Source organism: Streptomyces sp. NPDC016309 (genome assembly GCF_043077235.1).
Lineage (GTDB): Bacteria > Actinomycetota > Actinomycetes > Streptomycetales > Streptomycetaceae > Streptomyces.
In genome coordinates this window covers 56,077-75,013 of sequence record NZ_JBIBSG010000009.1, presented here as the reverse complement: position 1 = coordinate 75,013, position 18,937 = coordinate 56,077, and the positions used below count along the sequence as shown (strand labels likewise).

At 72.2% G+C, this 18,937-nt stretch carries 17 protein-coding genes and 1 riboswitch; of the genes, 5 read left to right on the top strand and 12 right to left on the bottom strand.

Annotated features, from left to right (window positions below):
• Positions 1-37: 37 nt before the first annotated feature.
• A complete protein-coding gene (locus ACF068_RS22855) occupies positions 38-805 on the bottom strand; it encodes a metallophosphoesterase (RefSeq protein ID WP_392276416.1) in 768 nt (255 codons plus the stop codon).
• 268 nt (positions 806-1,073) lie between these two features.
• Here ACF068_RS22855 and ACF068_RS22850 point away from each other — a divergent pair, with 268 nt between their 5' ends.
• On the top strand, positions 1,074-2,870 hold the full coding sequence (locus ACF068_RS22850) for an AMP-dependent synthetase/ligase (protein ID WP_392276125.1): 1,797 nt from the start codon (positions 1,074-1,076) through the stop codon (positions 2,868-2,870).
• 160 nt (positions 2,871-3,030) lie between these two features.
• Here the strand turns inward: ACF068_RS22850 and ACF068_RS22845 are convergent, their stop codons facing one another.
• A complete protein-coding gene (locus ACF068_RS22845; RefSeq protein WP_392276124.1) occupies positions 3,031-4,173 on the bottom strand; it encodes a glycosyltransferase family 4 protein in 1,143 nt (380 codons plus the stop codon).
• Positions 4,174-4,273: 100 nt separating this feature from the next.
• On the opposite strand from ACF068_RS22845, the gene ACF068_RS22840 reads away from it, so the two are divergent.
• A complete protein-coding gene (locus ACF068_RS22840; protein WP_392276123.1) occupies positions 4,274-5,533 on the top strand; it encodes a glycosyltransferase 87 family protein in 1,260 nt (419 codons plus the stop codon).
• A 99-nt stretch (positions 5,534-5,632) separates the two neighbouring features.
• Here the strand turns inward: ACF068_RS22840 and ACF068_RS22835 are convergent, their stop codons facing one another.
• From ACF068_RS22835 to ACF068_RS22815, 5 genes are all read right to left on the bottom strand, one after another.
• Positions 5,633-6,751, bottom strand: a complete 1,119-nt coding sequence (locus tag ACF068_RS22835) for a hypothetical protein (protein WP_392276122.1) — start codon at positions 6,749-6,751, stop codon at positions 5,633-5,635.
• Between the two features lie 44 nt (positions 6,752-6,795).
• Positions 6,796-7,827: an NlpC/P60 family protein gene (locus tag ACF068_RS22830; protein WP_392276121.1), complete on the bottom strand. Its 1,032-nt coding sequence runs from the start codon at positions 7,825-7,827 to the stop codon at positions 6,796-6,798.
• 219 nt (positions 7,828-8,046) lie between these two features.
• The gene (locus ACF068_RS22825) at positions 8,047-9,072 is read right to left on the bottom strand and encodes an NlpC/P60 family protein (RefSeq protein WP_392276120.1); all 1,026 of its coding nucleotides are present in this window, start codon (positions 9,070-9,072) and stop codon (positions 8,047-8,049) included.
• Between the two features lie 327 nt (positions 9,073-9,399).
• On the bottom strand, positions 9,400-10,764 hold the full coding sequence (locus ACF068_RS22820) for an NYN domain-containing protein (protein ID WP_392276119.1): 1,365 nt from the start codon (positions 10,762-10,764) through the stop codon (positions 9,400-9,402).
• A gap of 52 nt (positions 10,765-10,816) precedes the next feature.
• Complete coding sequence (locus ACF068_RS22815; protein WP_392276118.1) at positions 10,817-11,059, bottom strand: hypothetical protein; 243 nt, start codon at positions 11,057-11,059, stop codon at positions 10,817-10,819.
• Between the two features lie 153 nt (positions 11,060-11,212).
• Between ACF068_RS22815 and ACF068_RS22810 the strand changes: the two genes are divergently transcribed.
• From ACF068_RS22810 to ACF068_RS22800, 3 genes are all read left to right on the top strand, one after another.
• Positions 11,213-11,911, top strand: a complete 699-nt coding sequence (locus tag ACF068_RS22810) for a rhomboid family intramembrane serine protease (RefSeq protein ID WP_392276117.1) — start codon at positions 11,213-11,215, stop codon at positions 11,909-11,911.
• Positions 11,908-12,189 carry an Lrp/AsnC family transcriptional regulator gene (locus ACF068_RS22805; protein ID WP_392276116.1) on the top strand — a complete coding sequence of 94 codons (282 nt, stop codon included), beginning with the start codon at positions 11,908-11,910 and terminating at the stop codon, positions 12,187-12,189. Before ACF068_RS22810 ends, ACF068_RS22805 begins: the two co-directional genes overlap by 4 nt.
• A gap of 114 nt (positions 12,190-12,303) precedes the next feature.
• Entirely contained in the window at positions 12,304-12,510 is a 207-nt protein-coding gene (locus tag ACF068_RS22800) for a glycerate kinase (RefSeq protein ID WP_392276115.1), read from the top strand.
• Here the strand turns inward: ACF068_RS22800 and ACF068_RS22795 are convergent.
• The 5 genes from ACF068_RS22795 to ACF068_RS22775 form a co-directional block, all read right to left on the bottom strand.
• Positions 12,459-13,826, bottom strand: coding sequence for an aminotransferase class V-fold PLP-dependent enzyme (locus ACF068_RS22795; RefSeq protein WP_392276114.1), 1,368 nt, complete (start codon positions 13,824-13,826; stop codon positions 12,459-12,461). The genes ACF068_RS22800 and ACF068_RS22795 overlap by 52 nt on opposite strands.
• A 161-nt stretch (positions 13,827-13,987) precedes the next feature.
• Positions 13,988-14,105, bottom strand: a riboswitch (SAM riboswitch).
• A 130-nt stretch (positions 14,106-14,235) separates the two neighbouring features.
• Positions 14,236-15,300: an anthranilate phosphoribosyltransferase gene (gene trpD, locus ACF068_RS22790; protein ID WP_392276113.1), complete on the bottom strand. Its 1,065-nt coding sequence runs from the start codon at positions 15,298-15,300 to the stop codon at positions 14,236-14,238.
• A 144-nt stretch (positions 15,301-15,444) separates the two neighbouring features.
• A complete protein-coding gene (locus ACF068_RS22785; RefSeq protein WP_392276112.1) occupies positions 15,445-17,076 on the bottom strand; it encodes a cytochrome bc complex cytochrome b subunit in 1,632 nt (543 codons plus the stop codon).
• Entirely contained in the window at positions 17,073-18,125 is a 1,053-nt protein-coding gene (locus ACF068_RS22780) for a Rieske 2Fe-2S domain-containing protein (RefSeq protein ID WP_392276111.1), read from the bottom strand. The genes ACF068_RS22785 and ACF068_RS22780 overlap by 4 nt, the downstream gene beginning before the upstream one ends.
• Positions 18,122-18,931 carry a c-type cytochrome gene (locus tag ACF068_RS22775; protein WP_392276110.1) on the bottom strand — a complete coding sequence of 270 codons (810 nt, stop codon included), beginning with the start codon at positions 18,929-18,931 and terminating at the stop codon, positions 18,122-18,124. Before ACF068_RS22775 ends, ACF068_RS22780 begins: the two co-directional genes overlap by 4 nt.
• Between the last annotated feature and the right edge of the window lie 6 nt (positions 18,932-18,937).

Below are 18,937 nucleotides of genomic sequence, written 5' to 3'. Positions count from 1 at the left end.
ATTCCCTGTGGGGTGAAGGCTATCGCGTGGGTGTGACTCACCATTCCAGGGCCCAGGGCCTCCCGGTCGCCGCGAAATGTCCCACGTTCACGCACTCGGTCGCCCCGACCCGCATCCGCCGCGCCAGCGGCTGGTGGACGTGGCCGAACAGGGCGTAGCGGGGCCTCGTCCGCCGGATCGCGGCCAGCAGGGCGCGGCTGCCGCGTTCGAAGCGGCGGGCGACCGTGTCGTAGGTGAGCTCCGGCACGTCCGGCGGGATGTGCGTGCACAGCACGTCGACCTCGCCGAGGGCCTCGACCTTGGCGGCGTACTCCTCGTCGGAGATCTCGTACGGGGTGCGCATCGGGGTGCGCAGGCCGCCGCCCACGAAGCCGAAGACGAGCCCGCCCAGCTCCAGGCGCTGTCCGTCCAGCACGGTGGTGCCGGGGCGCGCGTACTCGGGCCACAGGGTGGGGACGTCCACGTTGCCGTAGGTGGCGTAGGTGGGGGTGGGGAAGGCGGCGAACATCGCGGCGTACTGGCGGCGGACCGCCGCCTCGATGGCGGTCTCGCGGTCCACGTCGAGGTCCGCCCACAGCCGGCGGCCGAAGTCCCGGGCCTCCTCGAAGCGCCGGGCGGTGCGCAGCTCCACCAGGCGGCCGGCGTTCTCCGCGCCGAAGAGCTCGGGGAAGATGCCCCGTGAGTGGTCGTGGTAGTCGAGGAAGAGCACCAGGTCACCGAGGCATATCAGGGCGTCGGCGCCCTCCCCGGCCGCGGCCAGGGCCTCGGCGTTCCCGTGCACGTCGCTGATCACGTTGACCCTCATGCCTCGCATGACCACCCACCCTAGGCGCCGTCGGACCTGCGGTTGTTTCCACGTCGTCGCTGGTCTGGACTACTGTGCCCGAAGCACCGCCACATACGTGTGACGCAGCGAACATCTGGCCAGCGCCCCTATCCCCAACCGAGTACTGGTGGGTAACGTCCGGGCAGTCCAGTCGTGCTCACCCCCACTGAGCACGTGCCCGATCTTGGACCGCAACCGGTGCATCACACAGAGCCGTGGCGCCGGCGCCCGATGAGGAGCAGCAGTCTTGCGCGAGTTCAGCCTTCCGGCCCTGTACGAGGTCCCCACGGACGGCAACCTGACGGATCTCATCCGCCGCAATGCCGCTCAGCACCCAGATGTCGCCGTGATGGGCCGCAAGGTCGCCGGTGCGTGGACGGACGTCACCGCCACCCAGTTCCTGGCCGAGGTCCGGGCCGCCGCCAAGGGTCTGATCGCCCGGGGCGTGCGCCCCGGTGACCGGGTCGCCCTGATCTCCCGCACCCGCTACGAGTGGGTGCAGATGGACTTCGCGATCTGGAGCGCCGGCGCGGTGACGGTGCCGGTGTACGAGACCAGCTCCGCCGAGCAGGTGCAGTGGATCCTGGGCGACTCCGGCGCGGTCGCGGTGGTCGTGGAGACCGCTGCGCACGCCGCGGCGGTGGAGTCCGTACGCGACGCCCTGCCGGAGCTGCGGCACGTGTGGCGCCTGGACGAGGGCGCGATCGACGAACTGACCGCCGCCGGGGCCGGTGTGACGGACGAGGCCGTCGACGAGGCGACCTCGACCGCCAAGGCCGACGACATCGCGACGATCGTCTACACCTCGGGCACCACGGGCCGCCCCAAGGGCTGTGTGCTGACGCACCGGAACTTCTTCGCCGAGTGCGGCAACGTCGTCGAGCGACTCAAGCCGCTGTTCCGCACCGGGGAGTGCTCGGCGCTGCTGTTCCTGCCCGCCGCGCACGTCTTCGGGCGGCTGGTCGAGGTCGGGTCCGTCCTGGCGCCGATCCGCCTGGGCTGCGTACCGGACATCAAGGAACTCACCGCCGAGCTCGCCGCCTTCAAGCCGACCCTGATCCTGGGTGTGCCGCGCGTCTTCGAGAAGGTCTACAACTCCGCGCGGGCCAAGGCCCAGGCGGAGGGCAAGGGCAAGATCTTCGACAAGGCGGCGCAGACGGCCATCGACTACAGCCGCGCCACCGCCACCCCCGAGGGACCCTCGCTGGGCCTGAAGGTCAAGCACTTCGTCTTCGACAAGCTGGTGTACGGCAAGCTGCGCGCGGTCCTGGGCGGGCGCTGCGAGGCGGCCATCTCGGGCGGTGCCCCGCTGGGCGAGCGCCTGGGCCACTTCTACCGGGGCATCGGGCTGACCGTCCTGGAGGGCTACGGCCTGACGGAGACGTGCGCGGCGACCGCGTTCAACCCGTACGACCGTCCGAAGATCGGCACCGTGGGGCAGCCGCTGCCGGGCTCGGTGCTGCGGATCGCCGACGACGGCGAGGTCCTGGTCCACGGCGAGCACGTCTTCTCGGGCTACTGGGGGAACGAGTCTGCGTCCGCCGAGGCGCTGGCCGACGGCTGGTTCCACACCGGCGACATCGGCACCCTGGACGAGGACGGCTACCTGGCCATCACGGGCCGGAAGAAGGAGATCCTGGTCACCGCGGGCGGCAAGAACGTCGCCCCGGCGGTGATCGAGGACCGCATCCGCGCCAACGCGCTGGTCGCGGAGTGCATGGTGGTGGGCGACGGCCGCCCGTTCGTGGGCGCGCTGGTCACCATCGACGAGGAGTTCCTGGGCCGCTGGGCCGCCGAGCACGGCAAGCCGGCCGGTTCCACGGCGGCGTCGCTGCGCGAGGACCCGGAGCTGCTGGCGGAGGTGCAGCGGGCGGTGGACGACGGGAACGCGGCGGTCTCCAAGGCGGAATCGGTGCGGAAATTCCGCATCCTCACCTCCCAGTTCACGGAGGAGGCCGGTCACATCACGCCGTCGCTGAAGCTGAAGCGCAATGTGGTGGCCAAGGACTTCGCGGACGAGATCGAGGCGATCTACCGCGCCTGAGCGTCGGCGACGGCACCGGCCCGGTCCCTGGACCCGCGGGAGCCGCGGGGTGCCCGCATCACGGGCCCTGAGCCGGGCCGGTGCCTCCACGCCCTGGGCGCACCGGTGAACGCACCGCCCCGGCGCGTGCCCACGACGGGTAAGGGCGGGGCTCCGGGGGTCAGAGGAGGCGCTTCAGGTGTTCCGCGAGGAGGTCCCAGCGCCACTTCTCCTCGACCCACGCCCGCCCCCGCTCGCCCATGCGGCGGCGCAGTTCCGGGTCCTGGAGGAGCGTCACGATCCGGTCGGCCGACTCGGCCGGGGACGAGCCGCGCACGACCCAGCCCGTCTCGCCGTCCAGGACGGCGTCCGGCGCGCCGCCGGAGTCGCCCGCGACGACCGGCAGGCCCGTCGCCGAGGCCTCCAGGTACACGATGCCGAGGCCCTCGACGTCCAGTCCGCCCCGCCGCGTACGGCACGGCATGGCGAACACGTCACCGGCCCCGTAGTGCGCCGGGAGCTCCTCCCACGGCACCGCGCCGGTGAAACGCACGGATCCGGCCACGCCGGTCCCCGCGGCGAGGCGCCGCAGGTCGTTCTCGTACGGGCCGCCCCCCACGATCAGCAGGACGGCGTCCGGGACCCGGGTGAGCACCGCGGGCATGGCCCTGATCAGCGTGTCCTGGCCCTTGCGGGGGACCAGTCGCGAGACGCAGACGACGACCGGCCGGCCGGCCAGTCCCAGCCGTTCCCGTACCGCGTCACCGCCCGACCCCGGGTGGAACGTCTTCTCGTCGACGCCCGGCGGGAGCTGGACCATCCGCCCGGCCGCCTCCGGGGTCAGCGCGGCCGCGATGCGGGAGCGGGTGTATTCGCCGAGGTACGTGATCGTGTCCGTGCCCTCGCCGATGCGCCGCAGCAGTTGGCGTGAACCCGGAAGCTGGGCCCATCCGGCCTCGTGCCCGTGCGTGGTGGCCACGATCCGCCGCGCGCCGGCCCGGCGCAGCGCGGGTGCCATGAGCCCGAGGGGCGCGGCCGCCCCGAACCACACCGACTCGCAGCCGTGCTCGCGCAGCAGCGCGGTCGCCCGGGCGGTCACACGGGGTGTGGGCAACAGCATCGTCGTGCGGTCCCGGACAACCCGGAAGGGCTGTTCCGCGTCGAACAAGGCGGTCGCCTCGGCGCCTTCCCGGCCGCGCTTCCACGTGGAGGCGTAGACCACGATCCGTTCCGGATCGAGTCTGAGCGCCATGTTGTGCAGAAACGCCTGAATCCCGCCGGGTCTGGGCGGAAAGTCGTTGGTTACGATCAAGGTCTTGTGCATCGCATGCCGACAGTACCGAACGGCGCCGCTCCACCGCTCCCGCACAGTCCCGCCCGGCACCACGATCCCCAGACCGCCCACCCACCCGGACGAGGTTCGCATGAAGGGCCCCAGCGGCACCAGGCTCCCGATCGCAGTCATCGGCATATGGCTCTTGACCAGGGTTCTCCTGCTGCTCTGCGTCTTCAAGGTGTTCGTGCTGCCCGGTCCGGACGTCACCAGTGACGTCTCGGTGATCTACCAGGGCTGGTTCGAGGTGCTGCGCACCGGCACGTACCCGCTCGACGACGTCACCTGGCAGTACCCCCCGGCCGCGGCGCTGGCGATCCTCTCCCCCGGTCTGCTGCCGTTCCTGGACTACGCCTCCGCCTTCTTCCTCCTCGCCTTCGCGTGCGACGCGCTGGTCTTCGGCCTGCTGCTGTACGCGGGACGGCGCCCGGGCAAGAGCGTGTCGGGCGCCTGGGTGTGGGTCGCGGGCGTACCGCTGCTGGGCCCGACCGCGTACGCGCGCTACGACCTGATGGTCACCGCCGTCGCGGTCGCCGCGCTGCTGGCGGGGGGCCGGCACCCGCGCCTGCTGGGCGCGCTGGCCGGGTTCGGCGCGCTGCTGAAGGTGTGGCCGGCGCTGCTGCTGGCGGGCACCCGGCGCGGCCGCGCCACCGTGCGGTCCTGGACGGCGGCCGCGGTCACGGGGGCCGTGGTGCTGCTGGCGTGCGTCGCGGCGATGCCGGGCGCGCTGGCGTTCCTCACCTTCCAGCGGGACCGTGGCACGGAGGTGGAGTCGCTGGGGTCGCTGGTCTTCCACGTGGCGCGGAATTTCGGCTGGGAGGGGCAGGTGCTGCTGAACTACGGGTCGGTGGAGTTCCTCGGCCCGTACGTGCCGGTGGTCTCGAGCGCCGCGCTGGCGCTGACCGTGGCGGCGTTCGGCTGGCTGCTGGTGTGGCGGGTGCGGGCCCGCGCGTTCGGTACGACGACGCCGGCCGACGCGGCGTTCGCGGCGGTGCTGCTGTTCACCACCACGAGCCGGGTGATCAGCCCCCAGTACATGATCTGGCTGGTGGGTCTGGCGGCGGTGTGCCTGGTCTTCCGGGGCAGCCGGATGGTCCGTCCCGCGAAACTGGTGCTGGTGGCGACGGGTGTGACGATGCTGGAGTTCCCGATCTGGTTCACGCACGTGGTGCACAGCGACCTGTGGGGCATCGTGCTGCTGGGAGTGCGCAACGGCCTCCTCGTCGCCGCCACCCTCATCGCGTGCCGTGAGCTGTGGCGCCAGACCGTCACGGAGCCGCGGCTGCGCGAGGAGCGCGTCCCGGTGCCCGCGCAGACGGCCCGGGCCCCCCAGCGGATGCTCACCCGCTGAGCCCCTGGGCCCCCTGAGCTCCCTGAGCTCCTTGAGCCACCCGAGCCTCCTGAGCCCCCGGCCCCTGAGCGGCCGCCTGCGCGCCCCGGGCCCGGTGGCCTACCCCAGCCGCTCCCGCAGGTAGCCCCGCCAGCGGGCGGTGAACTCCCGCGGGGTGGTCGCCAGCACCTCGTGCAGGGCGTGTTCCGGGCCCCGCGCGCCCGCCTCCCGGTAGAAGGCGCGGAGCTTGTCCTCGCCCCACCGCTCGGCGATCAGCTCACAGGCCAGCCAGCCGCCCTCGTACGCGCGCGCCAGGGCGGCCTTGTCGGCGGCGAAGGAGAAGTCGCCGTCCGTGGGCAGGGCGGCCGGGGTGGAGCCCGCCCGGACGGCGTCGCGCAGCTCGGGGGCGGCCTGGTCGGGGGCGCGGGAGGTGCCGCGGTAGGCCACCCAGTCGGCGAACCCCTCGGACAGCCACAGCGGCGTGGCCGCGGAGGTCCGCGTCCGGGTGGCCACGTGGGTGGTCTCGTGGGCGAGCACGAAGCGCTGCCCGAACTCGCCGAGCGTTGGGTACGCCTCCGGGTTGACGATCACCCGGTCCGCCGGGGCGCCCGGCCCGCCGCCGGCCCGGCCGGTGGTCACCGCGGCGATGCCCCGGTACCCGGCGGCCGGCTCGCCCAGCAGCGCGCCCATGTCCTTCAGCGAGCCCGGCACCAGCACCACCACGCGCCGCGCCCAGCCCTCGGGCCAGGCGTCCGACACGGCGGGCACCGCCCGGTCGGCGGCCGCCGCGACGGAACGCAGCCGCGCCGCGTCCTGGCCGACACCGAGGACCAGGCTCGTCCGTCCCCGGACGACGTCGATGTCGCCCTGCTCCCAGAGCTGCTGGCCGCCGTCCTCGGCGGGCCGGTCGGACGTCACGTCCCAGCGCCCGTCCCGCCGGACGAGGGCGAGGGTCCGCTCGCCGGTCACCGGGCCGCTGTCGTACCCGGCGACGCGGTAGCTCAGCTCGGCCCGGGCGGTGGCCCGGTCGTCGCCGTCGCGCCGCACGTCGGTCACCCGGTACGTCCAGGACGCCAGCGGCACGCCGGCCAGCCGACCGGCCCGGACGGCGGCGGCCCGACGGTCGGCGGCCGACTGGAAGACCCGTGTGTCGGGCGGCGCCGGCGCCGGGGCGGCGCAGCCGCCGGCGAGCAGGCAGAGGCCGAGCGCCGCTCCCGCCGTTCGTCTCCGGACCCGCATCCGCCCGATCGTACGGGGTGCGGCCGCTCCTCGCGGGTCCGTCGTCAGACCCGGGTGACGGCGGAGACGGGCATCATGCCCACCGGGTCGTAGCGCACGGGCGCGCCCGGGTAGGGGGCGTGCACCACCTGTCCGTCGCCCATGTACATCCCGACGTGGCTGGCGTCGTCCCGGTAGGTCACCAGGTCGCCGGGGCGCGCCTCGGAGAGCGGGACGTGCCGGCCGGCGTCGCGCTGGGCCTGGGAGGTACGGGGGAGGCCGACGCCGGCCTGGGCGTACGACCACTGCATCAGGCCCGAGCAGTCGAAGCCGGAGGGGCCGTTGGCGCCCCACACGTACGGCTTGCCCACGGCGGAGCGGGCGGCGGCGACCGCGGCGGCAGCCCGGCCGGACGCGGCCTCGCCGCCCGGGAGCGGAAGGTCGTCGCGGCCGGAACGGGAGACCCGGTCGAGGGACTCGCGCTCCTCGGACGGCAGGGAGTTGAGCAGTGCCCGCGCCTCGGCGAGTTTGCGTTCGACGGTGCGCTTGTGGAAGGCGACGGCCGCGCGGCTGCGTTCCAGTTCGGTGAGCATCCGGCCGGCCTCGGCACGCCGCTGGGCCAGTTGGCGCTGGGCGCGCCGGAGTTCGGTCAGGGCGCTCGCCTGCCGTTCGCTGATCCGGTCGAGGGCGGCGGCCCGGTCGAGGTAGCTGTCGGGGTCCTCGGAGAGCAGCAGGGCGAGCGCGGGGTCCATGCCGCCCGACCGGTACTGGGCGCCCGCCACGGCGCCGAGCGCGCCGCGCATCCGGTTGATCCGCTCCTGGCCGCGGGCGACGCTGTCCTGCACCCGGGAGACCTGCTCGCGGAGCGCGTCGGCCCGCTCGTCCGCCTTGTTGTAGCCCTCGGTGGCCTGTTCCGCCTGCTCATAGAGGCGGTCGACCCTGGCGCGGGTGGCCTCCACGGTGCCCGGTTCGGCGCTCGCGGGGGCGGCGCCGAAGGCCGCGGCGGCGGTGGCCGCCGCGGCGGACAGGACGGTGACCTTCGCGCTCCGGGAGAACCCCGGGGACGTGGATGACGGGGACCGGCGATGGGACGCCACGTACCGCGCTCCCTTCCGCTGACGTGGGGGTGTGCGCGTGCCGTGCGGTGCCGTGCACGCTGTTGCGCGCCAGACAGTAGCCGGGTGGTCACCCGGCGGCCAGCGACCGTACGGGCGTCGAACAACGGCGCCCCGCCCGAGACCACAAGGTCACCGGCGGGGCGGAGCGTCAGCGCGACGGGCGGCGAACCACCCGATCGGGCGCGGGATCCGGGCGCGTCAGATGCGTACGCCGAACTGGAAGTCGCCCAGGTACCCGATGGCTTCGTAGCGGACGAAGGCGCCCGGGTAGGGGGCGTGCAGCACCTGGCCGTTGCCCGCGTACAGGCCCACGTGCGACAGGTTGCTGAAGAAGACGAGGTCGCCCGGCTTGAGCTGGCTGCGGCCGATCTTCACGCCGTCGTTGTGCTGGGTGTAGGTGGTGCGCGAGATGCTTACGCCGGCCTGGCGGTAGGCCCACTGCGTCAGGCCCGAGCAGTCGTACGAGTTGGGGCCCTCGGCGCCGGAGACGTAGGGCTTGCCGACCTGGGTGTCGGCGGCGGCGAGCGCGGCGGCGCCGCGCTGGGAGGCGGGGACCTCGTTGCCGAGTTCCACCCGGTCGCCGGCCTCGCGGCTGGCGCGCTGCTCCTCCTCCTGCATCTTCTCCCGCTCTTCGGCGGTCAGGGTGTTGAGGAGTTTCTGCGCCTCGGCGAGCTTGCCCTGGTAGGACTTCTTCTTCTCGGCGAGGGTCTTGCGGACGTCCTCCAGGCCGGCGAGCTTGGCGGTCGCCTCGGCCCGCTCCTGCGCCAGGGTGCGCTGCTTGGCCTGGATGGTCTCCAGCGTCTCGGCCTGCTTGGCGCTGATGGCGTCGACGGCGGACGCCTTCTCCAGGTAGCTGTCCGGGTCGGAGGAGAGCAGGAGCTGGAGGGAGGGGTCCATCCCGCCGGAGCGGTACTGGGCGGTGGCCACCGAACCGAGGCTGTCGCGCAGTTCGTTGAGCTCCTGCTGGCCGCGCGCGACCTTGTCCTGGAGGGCGTCGACCTCCTTCTGGAGCTTGCCGCGCTGCTCGTCGGCGAGGTTGTACTGCTCGGTGGCCTGCTCGGCCTCGTGGTGGAGCTTGTCGACCTGTGCCTTGACCTCGCTCTTGCTCGGCTTGGGGTCTGCCTGAGCGGCTTGGGAGGACAGGGCGACGGCAGCGGCGGCGGTCGCGGTGAGCACGGTCACCCGGGCGCGGCTCGGCTGCTTGGGACGACGGTGGGACGCCACGGAGGCGAGCTCCTTCTTCCTCTGCGCCGCCTGCCGGGCTTCTGGGTCGGGCCCCGGCTCCGTGCGTGCTGTCCGGTCCCCCGCGAAACAGGCCGGACCGCACGGAAATAGGCGGTTCCTCCGCTGCCACTCCCGATGAGTGATCAACTGCGCGAAGGCTTGAGGCCAGACCCTAGTGACCATCTTGTGATCAGTTCAAATCCTCATGCGAAAAATCTCGCCCGGGGGCCACATTCTTTACACACGACCCACGGTGCGTCATGGGGACTTGACGGTACGTTTCCCGGAACCGGGCATTGCTCCGATGCCCGACAAGGGGCGCTGTCGTCAGGAAAGCCGCGAAAGCCGCTTCAGCAACAGGGCGGACGCCACCGGGCGCGCACCGGACTTGGCGACGCCGTCGGCGACCTCCCGGTCGGTGGAGACCACGACGACCGGCCGGCCGGGCGGTTCCGCCCGCACCAACTGGCGGATCAGCTCGTCCGCCGTCACGCCCGGCTTGGAGAACAGCACCCGCACGCCGCGCGGCGGCGCCAGCAGCACCGGAGCGGCCAGCTCCGCGCCGTCGAAGACACAGGTGACCTCGGCGCCGGTGCGGGCGGCCAGCGCCGACAGGCCGCCGAGCAGCCGCAGCCGCTGCTTCTCCAGGGGCATGGTCGGATAGCCGGTCTTGGTGACGTTGTAGCCGTCCACGACCAGGTGCGCCTGCGGCAGTGCCAGCAATTGGTCCAGCAGCGCCGGGTCGGTTTCCGACAGGGCGCGGGCCGCGATGTCCTTGGGCGACATCCGGCCGGGCTCCACGGCGTCGACGGTGTCGGCCGGGTGCACCGAGACGGGCGGCAGGGCCAGTTCACGGCGCAGCCCCTGGGCCGACTCCAGGACGGTGTCCAGCAGCAGCCGCAGCCGCATGTCCTCCACCGAGCGCCCTTCGCGGGCGGCCCGGCGGCTGGCCTCCAGGGCCGCCTCCGCCTCGCTCAGGCGGGCCTTGAGCCGGCGCGTCTCGCTCTCGGCGGCGGAGACCTGGGCGGCCGCCTCGGCGCGCACGGCGTCGATGTCCGCCTGGCCCCGGCGCAGGGCGGCCTCGCCGCGCTTGACGTCGCTCTGGGCGCTGCGCAGCTTGCGCTGAAGCGATTCCGCTTCCTTGCGGGCCGCGTCCAGCTCGGCGCGCAGCCGCTCGGTCTCGGTCCTGGTCTGGGCGCGGGCCTCGGCCAGTTCGGCGCGCAGCCGTTCCAGCTCCCGCCGGCCCGCCTCGTCGGCGCGTTCGGCGTCGGCCCGCTGGGCCTCCTCGCCGGCGGCGGCGACCAGCTTGACCCAGCCGGCGGGGCGCAGCACGTACGCCGCGGCGGCGACGTCCACCGGGTCGGCGGCCGCCGGGGGCGCCCCGGACTCGACCGCGCGGGCCAGCTCGGGCTGCCCGTCCTTGAGGCGCTCGCCGATCCGCTGCCGGAACAGCGGGTCGCCCTCCAGGGCCGCGGCCATGGCGTTGCCCGCGAACTTGGCCCGCCGGGACGGGGTGAAGCGGGCGTACTGGCGTAGCTGCGCGGGCAGTTCCGCGACCGTCAGGCCACCGAAGGCGTCCGAGACGAGCGCGACGACCCGGCGCCGCACCCCTTCGGGCAGCGGGCGGTCGAGCGCCTCGGCGGCGTCACCGGCCGCACCGGCCGGCTCAGCACCGCTGTCGGGCTGCTCCACGATCCGTCACCCCACTACCCGTCCGTCGTGGCCCTCCGGCCGCTCCCGGTCCTCAGGAAGCCGCGCCGGGCCTGTCCACCAGCTCGATCCGGTCCACCGCGTTGCACCAACGGCAGCGGACCGACTCGATGGTCTCACTGACCACCTCGCGCTCCTCCACCGTGGGCTCGCCCGCGAGGTCCAGATGGACGTACTCCACGACCTTGGACGACCGGGTGACGTCGAAGCGCGTCAGGTTGCCGCAGAGCGTGCAGCGCCAGCGGGTCGTCGCGGTCGGCAGGGGAACCGTCGTCATCGTTCCGTCCTCTTCCATGGTGCCGGGGTACGGGAACCGCGGTGCGCCGTCGAACTGCGGGTGTGCGTCCCGTAACCCTACGGCCTTGCGGGTACCCCCGTGGTGCGGCGAGGCACCCTGTCCCGCTCCCTCCGTTTACGTCATGATCTGTCCATGATCGCTTGGCGCGGACCACTCGTGACGCACGCCGTGATCGGCGCCTGCTTCCTGGTCTTCCTGGTCAGCCCGGTGTCCGGACTGAACCCCTCGTACGGCACGGGCGACGCCCTGCTGGCCGCCCAGAGCTCCTACTTCCGCAGGTGGGGCATCGTGCCGGCCGAGCTGCTCGACGGCTCGGCGCACGCGCTGCTCACACCGCTGACGGCCCTGTTCGTCAGCGGAAGCTGGCTGCACCTGCTGGGCAACATGCTCTTCCTCTACGTCTTCGGGGCGATGACCGAGGAACGGCTGGGTCACCTGGAGTTCGCCCTCTTCTACGCCGGGTCCGGCTGCCTCGCCCTCCTCGCGTACGCGGCGGCGCACGCGGACTCGGACCAGACGCTGGTGGGGGCGTCGGGGGCGATCTCCGGGGTGCTCGGCGCGTTCCTGCACCTGTTCCCCAGGGCGCGGGTGACCAGCCTCTTCCCGTTCCTCTTCTTCCTGCCGCTGCGGTTCCCCGCCTGGATCGTGCTGATCTTCTGGTTCGTCCTCCAGTGGCTGGCCGCCCACGGCGCCGACAGCGGCCCCGGGGTGGCGTACCTGGCCCATGTGGTCGGCTTCTGCCTGGGCTTCCTGTACGCGTGGGTGCGTTTCGGGCGGGGGGCTAGAGTGAAGGCCCACCCAGCGGCCACCGAGGAAGAAGGACAGACGTGATCACCGCGATCGTGCTCATCAAGACCAGCGTGGACCGCATCCCCGAGATCGCCGAGTCGATCGCGGCGCTGGACAGCGTCAGCGAGGTCTTCTCCGTCACGGGTACGTACGACCTGATCGCGATGGTCCGCGTGGCCCGGCACGACGACCTGGCGGACGTCATCCCCGGCCGGATCAGCAAGATCCCGGGCGTCGAGGCGACGGACACGCACGTGGCGTTCCGCACGTACTCCCAGCACGACCTGGAGGCCGCCTTCGCGATCGGCCTGGACACCTAGATCGCGTCCCCTCCCGGCCACGCCGAGGGTCGGCCGCGCCGGCCCGCCCATCACCCGTACGGATGACACCGCGGGGCGCGCGGGCGTACGCCCGGCGCGCGAGCGGGCCGCCCGGTGGCCGGAACCACCGGGGAGGGCCCCCTGGACGCCCGGACCGCGCGGGGCGGGGTCCCGGGCGAGGTGACGCGCCGCGCCCGGGGGGCGGGCGTGCCGGTCCTCGCTCCGGCGGGCGCGCTGGGCGCGGGCGCCGGGGACGCGGGGCGGCCGTGTCAGGCGCCCTGGCCGCGAGCGGGAACGCAACGGCCGTCCTCCGTGCGGTAGTTCCAGCGCGCCCCGTCCCGGACGAGTTCCTTGACCGCCCGGACGAAACGGTCGACGTGCTCGTCCGGCGTCCCCGCCCCGAAGCTGACCCGGATGGCGTTGAGGGAGGTGGCCCCGCCGTCGGGCGCGCCGCACTCGCCGACGGTCCGCGGGTCGCCGCCCAGCAGGGTGCGCACCAGCGGGTGGGCGCAGAACAGGCCGTCGCGGACGCCGATGCCGTACTCGGCGGACAGGGCGGCGGCGAAGTGCGAACTGTTCCAGCCGTCGACGACGAACGAGATGACGCCGACCCGCGGGGCCTCGTCGCCGAACAGCGACAGCACCTTCACCTCGGGCACCTCGGCGAGCCCGGCGCGCACCTTGCCGATCAGGTACCGCTCCCGGGCGACCAGGTCGTCGAACCCGGCCTCGGTGAGCGCCTTGCATGCGGAGGCGATGGCGTACACGCCGATGACGTTGGGCGAGCCGGCCTCGTGGCGGGCGGCGGTGGTGTGCCATTCGACGTCCACCCCGCCGTCGGCGCGCCGTGACACCGTGCGGGACGCGCCGCCGCCGGCCAGGTACGGCTCGGCGTCGCGCAGCCAGTCGGCCCGCCCGGCGAGGACGCCGGACCCGAACGGGGCGTACAGCTTGTGCCCCGAGAACGCCACCCAGTCGACGTCCAGGTCCCGCACCGAGACCGGGTGGTGGGGGGCGAGCTGGGCGGCGTCCAGGACGATGCGGGCGCCGTGGGCGTGGGCGGCGGCGGCCAGTTCGCGTACCGGCCACAGTTCGCCGGTCACGTTGGAGGCACCGGTGACGCAGACCAGGGCGGGGCCGTACGGGTCCCGGCCGGCGAGCGCCCGCTCCAGGGTCTCGACGGCCTGCCCGGGCGTGCGGGGCGCGTCGAGGAAGGTGACCCGGGCGTCCCTCCAGGGCAGCAGGGAGGCGTGGTGCTCGGTCTCGAAGACGAAGACCTCGCAGCCGGCGGGCAGCGCGGCGGCCAGCAGGTTCAGCGAGTCGGTGGTGGACCGGGTGAAGACGACCTGGTCGTCCGCGCGGCAGTCGAGGAACGCGGCCACCGCGGTACGGCTGTTCTCGAAGAGGTCCGTGGAGAGCTGCGACAGGTAACCGGCGCCCCGGTGCACGCTGCCGTAGTACGGGGCGTACGCGGCGACGTCGTCCCACACCCGCTGGAGGGCCGGCGCGCTGGCGGCGTAGTCGAGCGCGGCGTAGGTGACCTCGCCGCCGGTGACGAGCGGCACGGTGACGTCCCGTCCCAGAACGGGCAGCGGGGCACAAAGCGAACGGTCGGCGGCAACGGCGGTGACAGACATGACGAACTCCCGTACGGGGCAGGCGAATCCACCGCGTCGACGCACGAGGGTGCGGCGCGGCGGAGGGAAAGGGGATGCCGAAGAAGGGGCGGAGACGCCCTATCGCATTCGCTTGCTCACGAGACTGCTCCCTTGAGGACCAGGACCCCAGGGTGTGCAGGGGTCCGCGCTTGCCACAGACTTCGCCGCCTGCGGCCTGGTCTTCACCCGGGGCACCCCGCCACGGACGGAGGGTTGCCGGACAGCGGGCCGGGGCCGTAGTCGCTGTCACTCATGACCTGCCGAGAAGTTAAACAACGTGATCGCCCGCGCGCAACCCGTGTCCGGATCCCGGGACACCGGCCCGCCGACGACGACGGGCGGCGCCCACCGGGCGCCGCCCTGGGCAGTGTCACGCGGCGGAGGCGGGCTACGCGTTGGTCGCCGCTACCCACCGGTCGAGCGCCGCGCGGGCCGCGCCGGAGTCGATGGCCTCGGCCGCCCGGGCGATGCCGTCCCGGATCCGCTCGGTCAGCGGGGCGTCGGACGGCTCCAGGGCGGCCAGGGCCGCCGCCGAGTTGAGCAGCACCGCGTCCCGCACCGGGCCGGTCTCGCCGGCCAGCAGCCGGCGCGCCACATCGGCGTTGTACGAGGCATCCGCGCCGCGCAGGGCCGCCACGGGCACCAGCTCGATGCCCACGTCCCGCGGGTCGAAGGCCTCCTCGCGCACCGCGCCGTTGCGCACCACCCAGACCTTGGAGGTGGCCGTGGTGGTGAGCTCGTCCAGACCGTCGTCGCCGCGGAAGACCAGGGCGGAGGAGCCGCGCGCGGCGAGCACCCCGGCCATGATGGGGGCCATCCGGGCGTCGGCGACCCCGGTGGCCTGGGCCTTGACGCGGGCGGGGTTGGTGAGCGGGCCGAGGAAGTTGAAGGTGGTGCGGATGCCCAGCTCCTTGCGGGCCGCCGCCACGTGCCGCAGGGCGGGGTGGAACTTCACCGCGAAGCAGAAGGTGATGCCGGCCTCCTCCGCGACCTCGACGACCCGCCGGGGTGAGAGGTCCAGGTTGACGCCCAGCTTCTCCAGGACGTCGGAGGCGCCCGAGGCGGAGGACGCGGCCCGGTTGCCGTGCTTGACGACCTTGGCACCGGTACCGGCGACGACGATCGCGGACATGGTGGAGATGTTGACGGTCTTCGCCCCGTCGCCGCCGGTGCCGACGATGTCGACGGACGGGCCGGGCACCTCGATGAGGTTGGCGTGCGCGTACATGGTGCGGACGAGGCCGGAGATCTCCTCGACGGTCTCCCCCTTCGCCCGCAGCGCGACCACGAAGCCGGCGATCTGAGCGTCGGTGGCCTCGCCGCGCATGATGCGGTCCATCGCCCACGCCGTGGCGTCGGCGCTCTGGTCGTGGCCCTCCAGCAGGGAGTCCAGCACCTGGGGCCAGGAACGACCCGCCGTGCTCGTGCCTCCAGCGGGGTTCACAGCGCTCATGGTCGCTCCTGGTGTCGTCCGTACGGGGAGTAGGGGCTCGACCACCACCCTATCCATCCCGGGGGACGGCAAAGAGCCCCGTCCGGCGATTGGACGGGGCTCGATGCGTGGCGACCTCAGGGTCGGGCGACGGACGTCGGGTGATCAGTGGTGGCCGTGGCCGCTGGTGATCTCCTTGTACTCCTCGGCGGTGGCCTTGGGGATCTGGTTCCCCTCGCCGTAGTAGCCCTTGCTGAGCTTCGCGCGGAGCTTCTGCCCGCGGGACAGCTTGCGCTCCACGCCGTTCTCGTCGACCTCGGGGCCGATCTCGGCGGGCGTGTACTGCTCGTGCGCGGTGAGCGCGTGGAGCTGGGCCTGGCTGAGCGGCTCGTGGATCTCCACGAACTCACCGTGCGGCAGGCGCTTGATGATGCCGGACTCGCGTCCGTGCAGCACCTTGTCCTTGTCGCGGCGCTGGAGGCCGAGGCAGATCCGCTTGGTGACGAGGAACGCGATGACCGGGCCGACGAAGAAGGCGATCCGGACGAACCACGTGATGGCGTTCAGCGACATGTGGAAGTGGGTGGCGAAGATGTCGTTGCCACCACCCAGCAGCATGACCATGTAGCCGGTGACCCAGGCGACACCCAGAGCGGTCCGGGTGGGCGCGTTGCGCGGCCGGTCCAGCAGGTGGTGCTCCCGCTTGTCGCCGGTGATCCACGACTCGATGAACGGGTAGACCGCGATCGCCGCGAGCATCACGCCGAAGAGCATCAGCGGGATGAACACGCCCAGGACCAGGGTGTGGCCCCAGAGGTTGATCTCCCAGCCCGGCATGACACGGATCAGACCCTCGGCGAAGCCCATGTACCAGTCGGGCTGGGCGCCGGTGGACACCTGGTCCGGACGGTACGGGCCCATGGCCCAGATCGGGTTGATCGTGAACATGGCGGCGATCATCGCGATGACGCCGAAGACCAGGAAGAAGAAGCCTCCGGCCTTGGCCATGTACACCGGCAGCAGCGGCATGCCGACGACGTTCTTGTTCGTCCGGCCGGGGCCGGGGAACTGCGTGTGCTTGTGGTAGAAGACCAGGATCAGGTGGGCCACCACGAGGCCGAGCATGATGCCCGGCAGCAGCAGGATGTGGATCGAGTAGAACCGGGCCACCATGTCGTGGCCGGGGAACTCGCCGCCGAACAGGAACATCGAGATGTACGTGCCGACGATCGGCATGGACAGGATCGCGCCCTGCGTGAAGCGGACACCGGTGCCGGAGAGCAGGTCGTCCGGGAGCGAGTAGCCGGTGAAACCGGTGAACATGCCCAGGACGAACAGCAGGAAGCCGAACAGCCAGTTGATCTCACGCGGCTTGCGGAACGCGCCGGTGAAGAAGACGCGCATCATGTGCACGAACATGCCCGCGAGGAAGACCACCGCGGCCCAGTGGTGAATCTGCCGGATGAGCAGACCACCGCGGACGTCGAAGCTGATGTCCAGGGTCGAGGCGTACGCCTCGGTCATGCGGATGCCCTGCATCGGCACGTACGAGCCGTGGTACTCGATCTCGTTCATGCTCGGGTGGAAGAACAGCGTCAGATACACACCCGTGAGGATGATGATCAGGAAGCTGTAGAGGCAGATCTCACCCAGCATGAAGGACCAGTGGTCCGGGAAGATCTTGCGCATGTTGGCCTTGGCCAGGCCGTAGATGCCCAGCCGGCCGTCGGCCCAGTCGGCGACCCGCTCGCCGGCGGGCGCCTTGCGCTTGGCGTCGCTTGCGGTCGTGGTGCTCATCCGCGCTCCCAGAATGCAGGGCCGACGGGCTCGGAGAAGTCGCCGAGAGCTTCGAGGAAGCCCTCGTCGTTCACGCCGATCCGCAGCTGCGGCAGCGGGTGACCGGCCGGGCCGAAGATGACGCGGGCGCCGTCGGAGAGGTCGAAGGTGGACTGGTGGCACGGGCAGAGGACGTGGTGGGTCTGCTGCTCGTACAGGGAGATCGGGCAGCCCACGTGGGTGCAGATCTTCGAGAAGGCGACGATGCCCTCGTGCGACCACTCCAGCTCGCGCTTGTCCTTGATGTCCTCCGGCTGGATCCGGACGATCATCAGGGCATCCTTGGCGATCTTGTTGTTGAACTCGTGGTCGCTCTCCTCCAGGCCCTCGGGCTTGGCGAAGGTGAGCGAGCCCACCGCGACGTCCTCGGGACGCAGCGGCTCATTCGTGTTCATGTTGATGAGCTGCTTGCCCTTGGACCACCCGGTGTGGAAGAGCTTCTTCTCGGGCAGCGGGCCCAGCTCGCGCAGCAGCACCACGCCGGAGAGCGGCACCATGGCCAGCGCGCCGAGCATCGTGTTGCGGATCAGCGGGCGGCGGCCGATCGCGGACTCCCGCGCACCGTCCGCGAAGTCCGCCATGACCTTGGCCTTGACCTCCGGCGTCGCCTCGATGGCGTGCCGGTCGTCGGCCATCTCCTCGTCGGACATCAGGGTGCGGGCCCAGTGGACCGCGCCCGCGCCGATGCAGAAGAGCGCGAGGCCCAGCGTCAGACCCAGCGACAGGTTCGTCGCGCTGACGTGACCCAGCGGCCAGACGTAGACGATCTTGTCGACCGGGAAGATCACGAAGGAGGCGATGAAGCCGATCGTGGCCAGCATCGACAGCGTGAACAGCAGGGCGACCGTGCGCTCGGAGCGCTTGGCGGCCCGCTCGTCGATGTCCTGGATGCGCGGCTTGTGGGGCGGCAGCCCCGGGTCGGCGAACGGGTTCTCCGCCAGCGCCGTGCCGTGCGTGGTGTCCTGCGCGTTCGGCAGGCTCTCTGCTTCTGAAATCTCTTGGCTACTCATGACTTCTTGGCCTTAGCGGTGTGGGCCGCGACCCAGACGGCGACAGCGATCAGGGAACCCAGACCGAAGATCCATCCGAACAGGCCCTCACTGACCGGGCCGAGACCGCCCAGCGCGAAGCCGCCGGGGGTCGGCGTCTCCTCACCGTTCACGGTCTTGATGTACGCGATGATGTCCTTCTTCTCCTTCTCCGGCATCGTGGTGTCGGGGAAGGACGGCATGTTCTGCGGGCCGGTCTGCATGGCCTCGTAGATGTGCTTCTCGCTCACGCCTTCGAGGCTGGGGGCGTACTTGCCGTGCGTCAGGGCACCGCCCTCGCCGGTGAAGTTGTGGCACTGGGCGCAGTTGGTGCGGAACAGGTCGCCACCCTTGGCGATGTTCGCGCCTTCCGGGCTGTACTGCTTCTCGGTCGGCTTGATCGGACCGGCGCCGAGGGACGCGACGTACGCGGCCAGCTGGTCGATCTCGGCCTGCGAGTAGATGACCTTCTTCTTCGGCACCTGGGCGCCGGGCTGCTGCGCCGGCATGCGGCCGGTGCCGACCTGGAAGTCCACGGCGGCGGAGCCGACGCCCACCAGGCTCGGGCCGTCAGTGGTGCCCTGACCGCCGGTTCCGTGGCAGCTGGCGCAGCCGACGGTGTAGAGCTTCTTGCCCTCCTCGATGGCGAGGGACTGGGCGGTTTCGTCTGCCTGCGCCTTGCCCGCGGGCGCGAACGCGGCGTACAGCCCCCCAGTGGCCGCCAGCGCGAGGAGTAGGACGACGACCGCCGCCAGCGGATGGCGTCGTCGTGCGGAGAGCTTTTTCACGGATTA

What these genes read in the sequence shown, in the direction of transcription:
- ACF068_RS22855 (WP_392276416.1), bottom strand. Translation starts at nt 805, where the DNA reads ATGAGGGTCAACGTGATCAGCGACGTGCACGGGAACGCCGAGGCCCTG.
- ACF068_RS22845 (WP_392276124.1), bottom strand. Translation starts at nt 4,173, where the DNA reads ATGCACAAGACCTTGATCGTAACCAACGACTTTCCGCCCAGACCCGGC.
- ACF068_RS22840 (WP_392276123.1), top strand. Translation starts at nt 4,274, where the DNA reads ATGAAGGGCCCCAGCGGCACCAGGCTCCCGATCGCAGTCATCGGCATA.
- ACF068_RS22835 (WP_392276122.1), bottom strand. Translation starts at nt 6,751, where the DNA reads ATGCGGGTCCGGAGACGAACGGCGGGAGCGGCGCTCGGCCTCTGCCTG.
- ACF068_RS22815 (WP_392276118.1), bottom strand. Translation starts at nt 11,059, where the DNA reads ATGACGACGGTTCCCCTGCCGACCGCGACGACCCGCTGGCGCTGCACG.
- ACF068_RS22810 (WP_392276117.1), top strand. Translation starts at nt 11,213, where the DNA reads ATGATCGCTTGGCGCGGACCACTCGTGACGCACGCCGTGATCGGCGCC.
- ACF068_RS22795 (WP_392276114.1), bottom strand. Translation starts at nt 13,826, where the DNA reads ATGTCTGTCACCGCCGTTGCCGCCGACCGTTCGCTTTGTGCCCCGCTG.
- trpD (WP_392276113.1), bottom strand. Translation starts at nt 15,300, where the DNA reads ATGAGCGCTGTGAACCCCGCTGGAGGCACGAGCACGGCGGGTCGTTCC.
- ACF068_RS22785 (WP_392276112.1), bottom strand. Translation starts at nt 17,076, where the DNA reads ATGAGCACCACGACCGCAAGCGACGCCAAGCGCAAGGCGCCCGCCGGC.
- ACF068_RS22780 (WP_392276111.1), bottom strand. Translation starts at nt 18,125, where the DNA reads ATGAGTAGCCAAGAGATTTCAGAAGCAGAGAGCCTGCCGAACGCGCAG.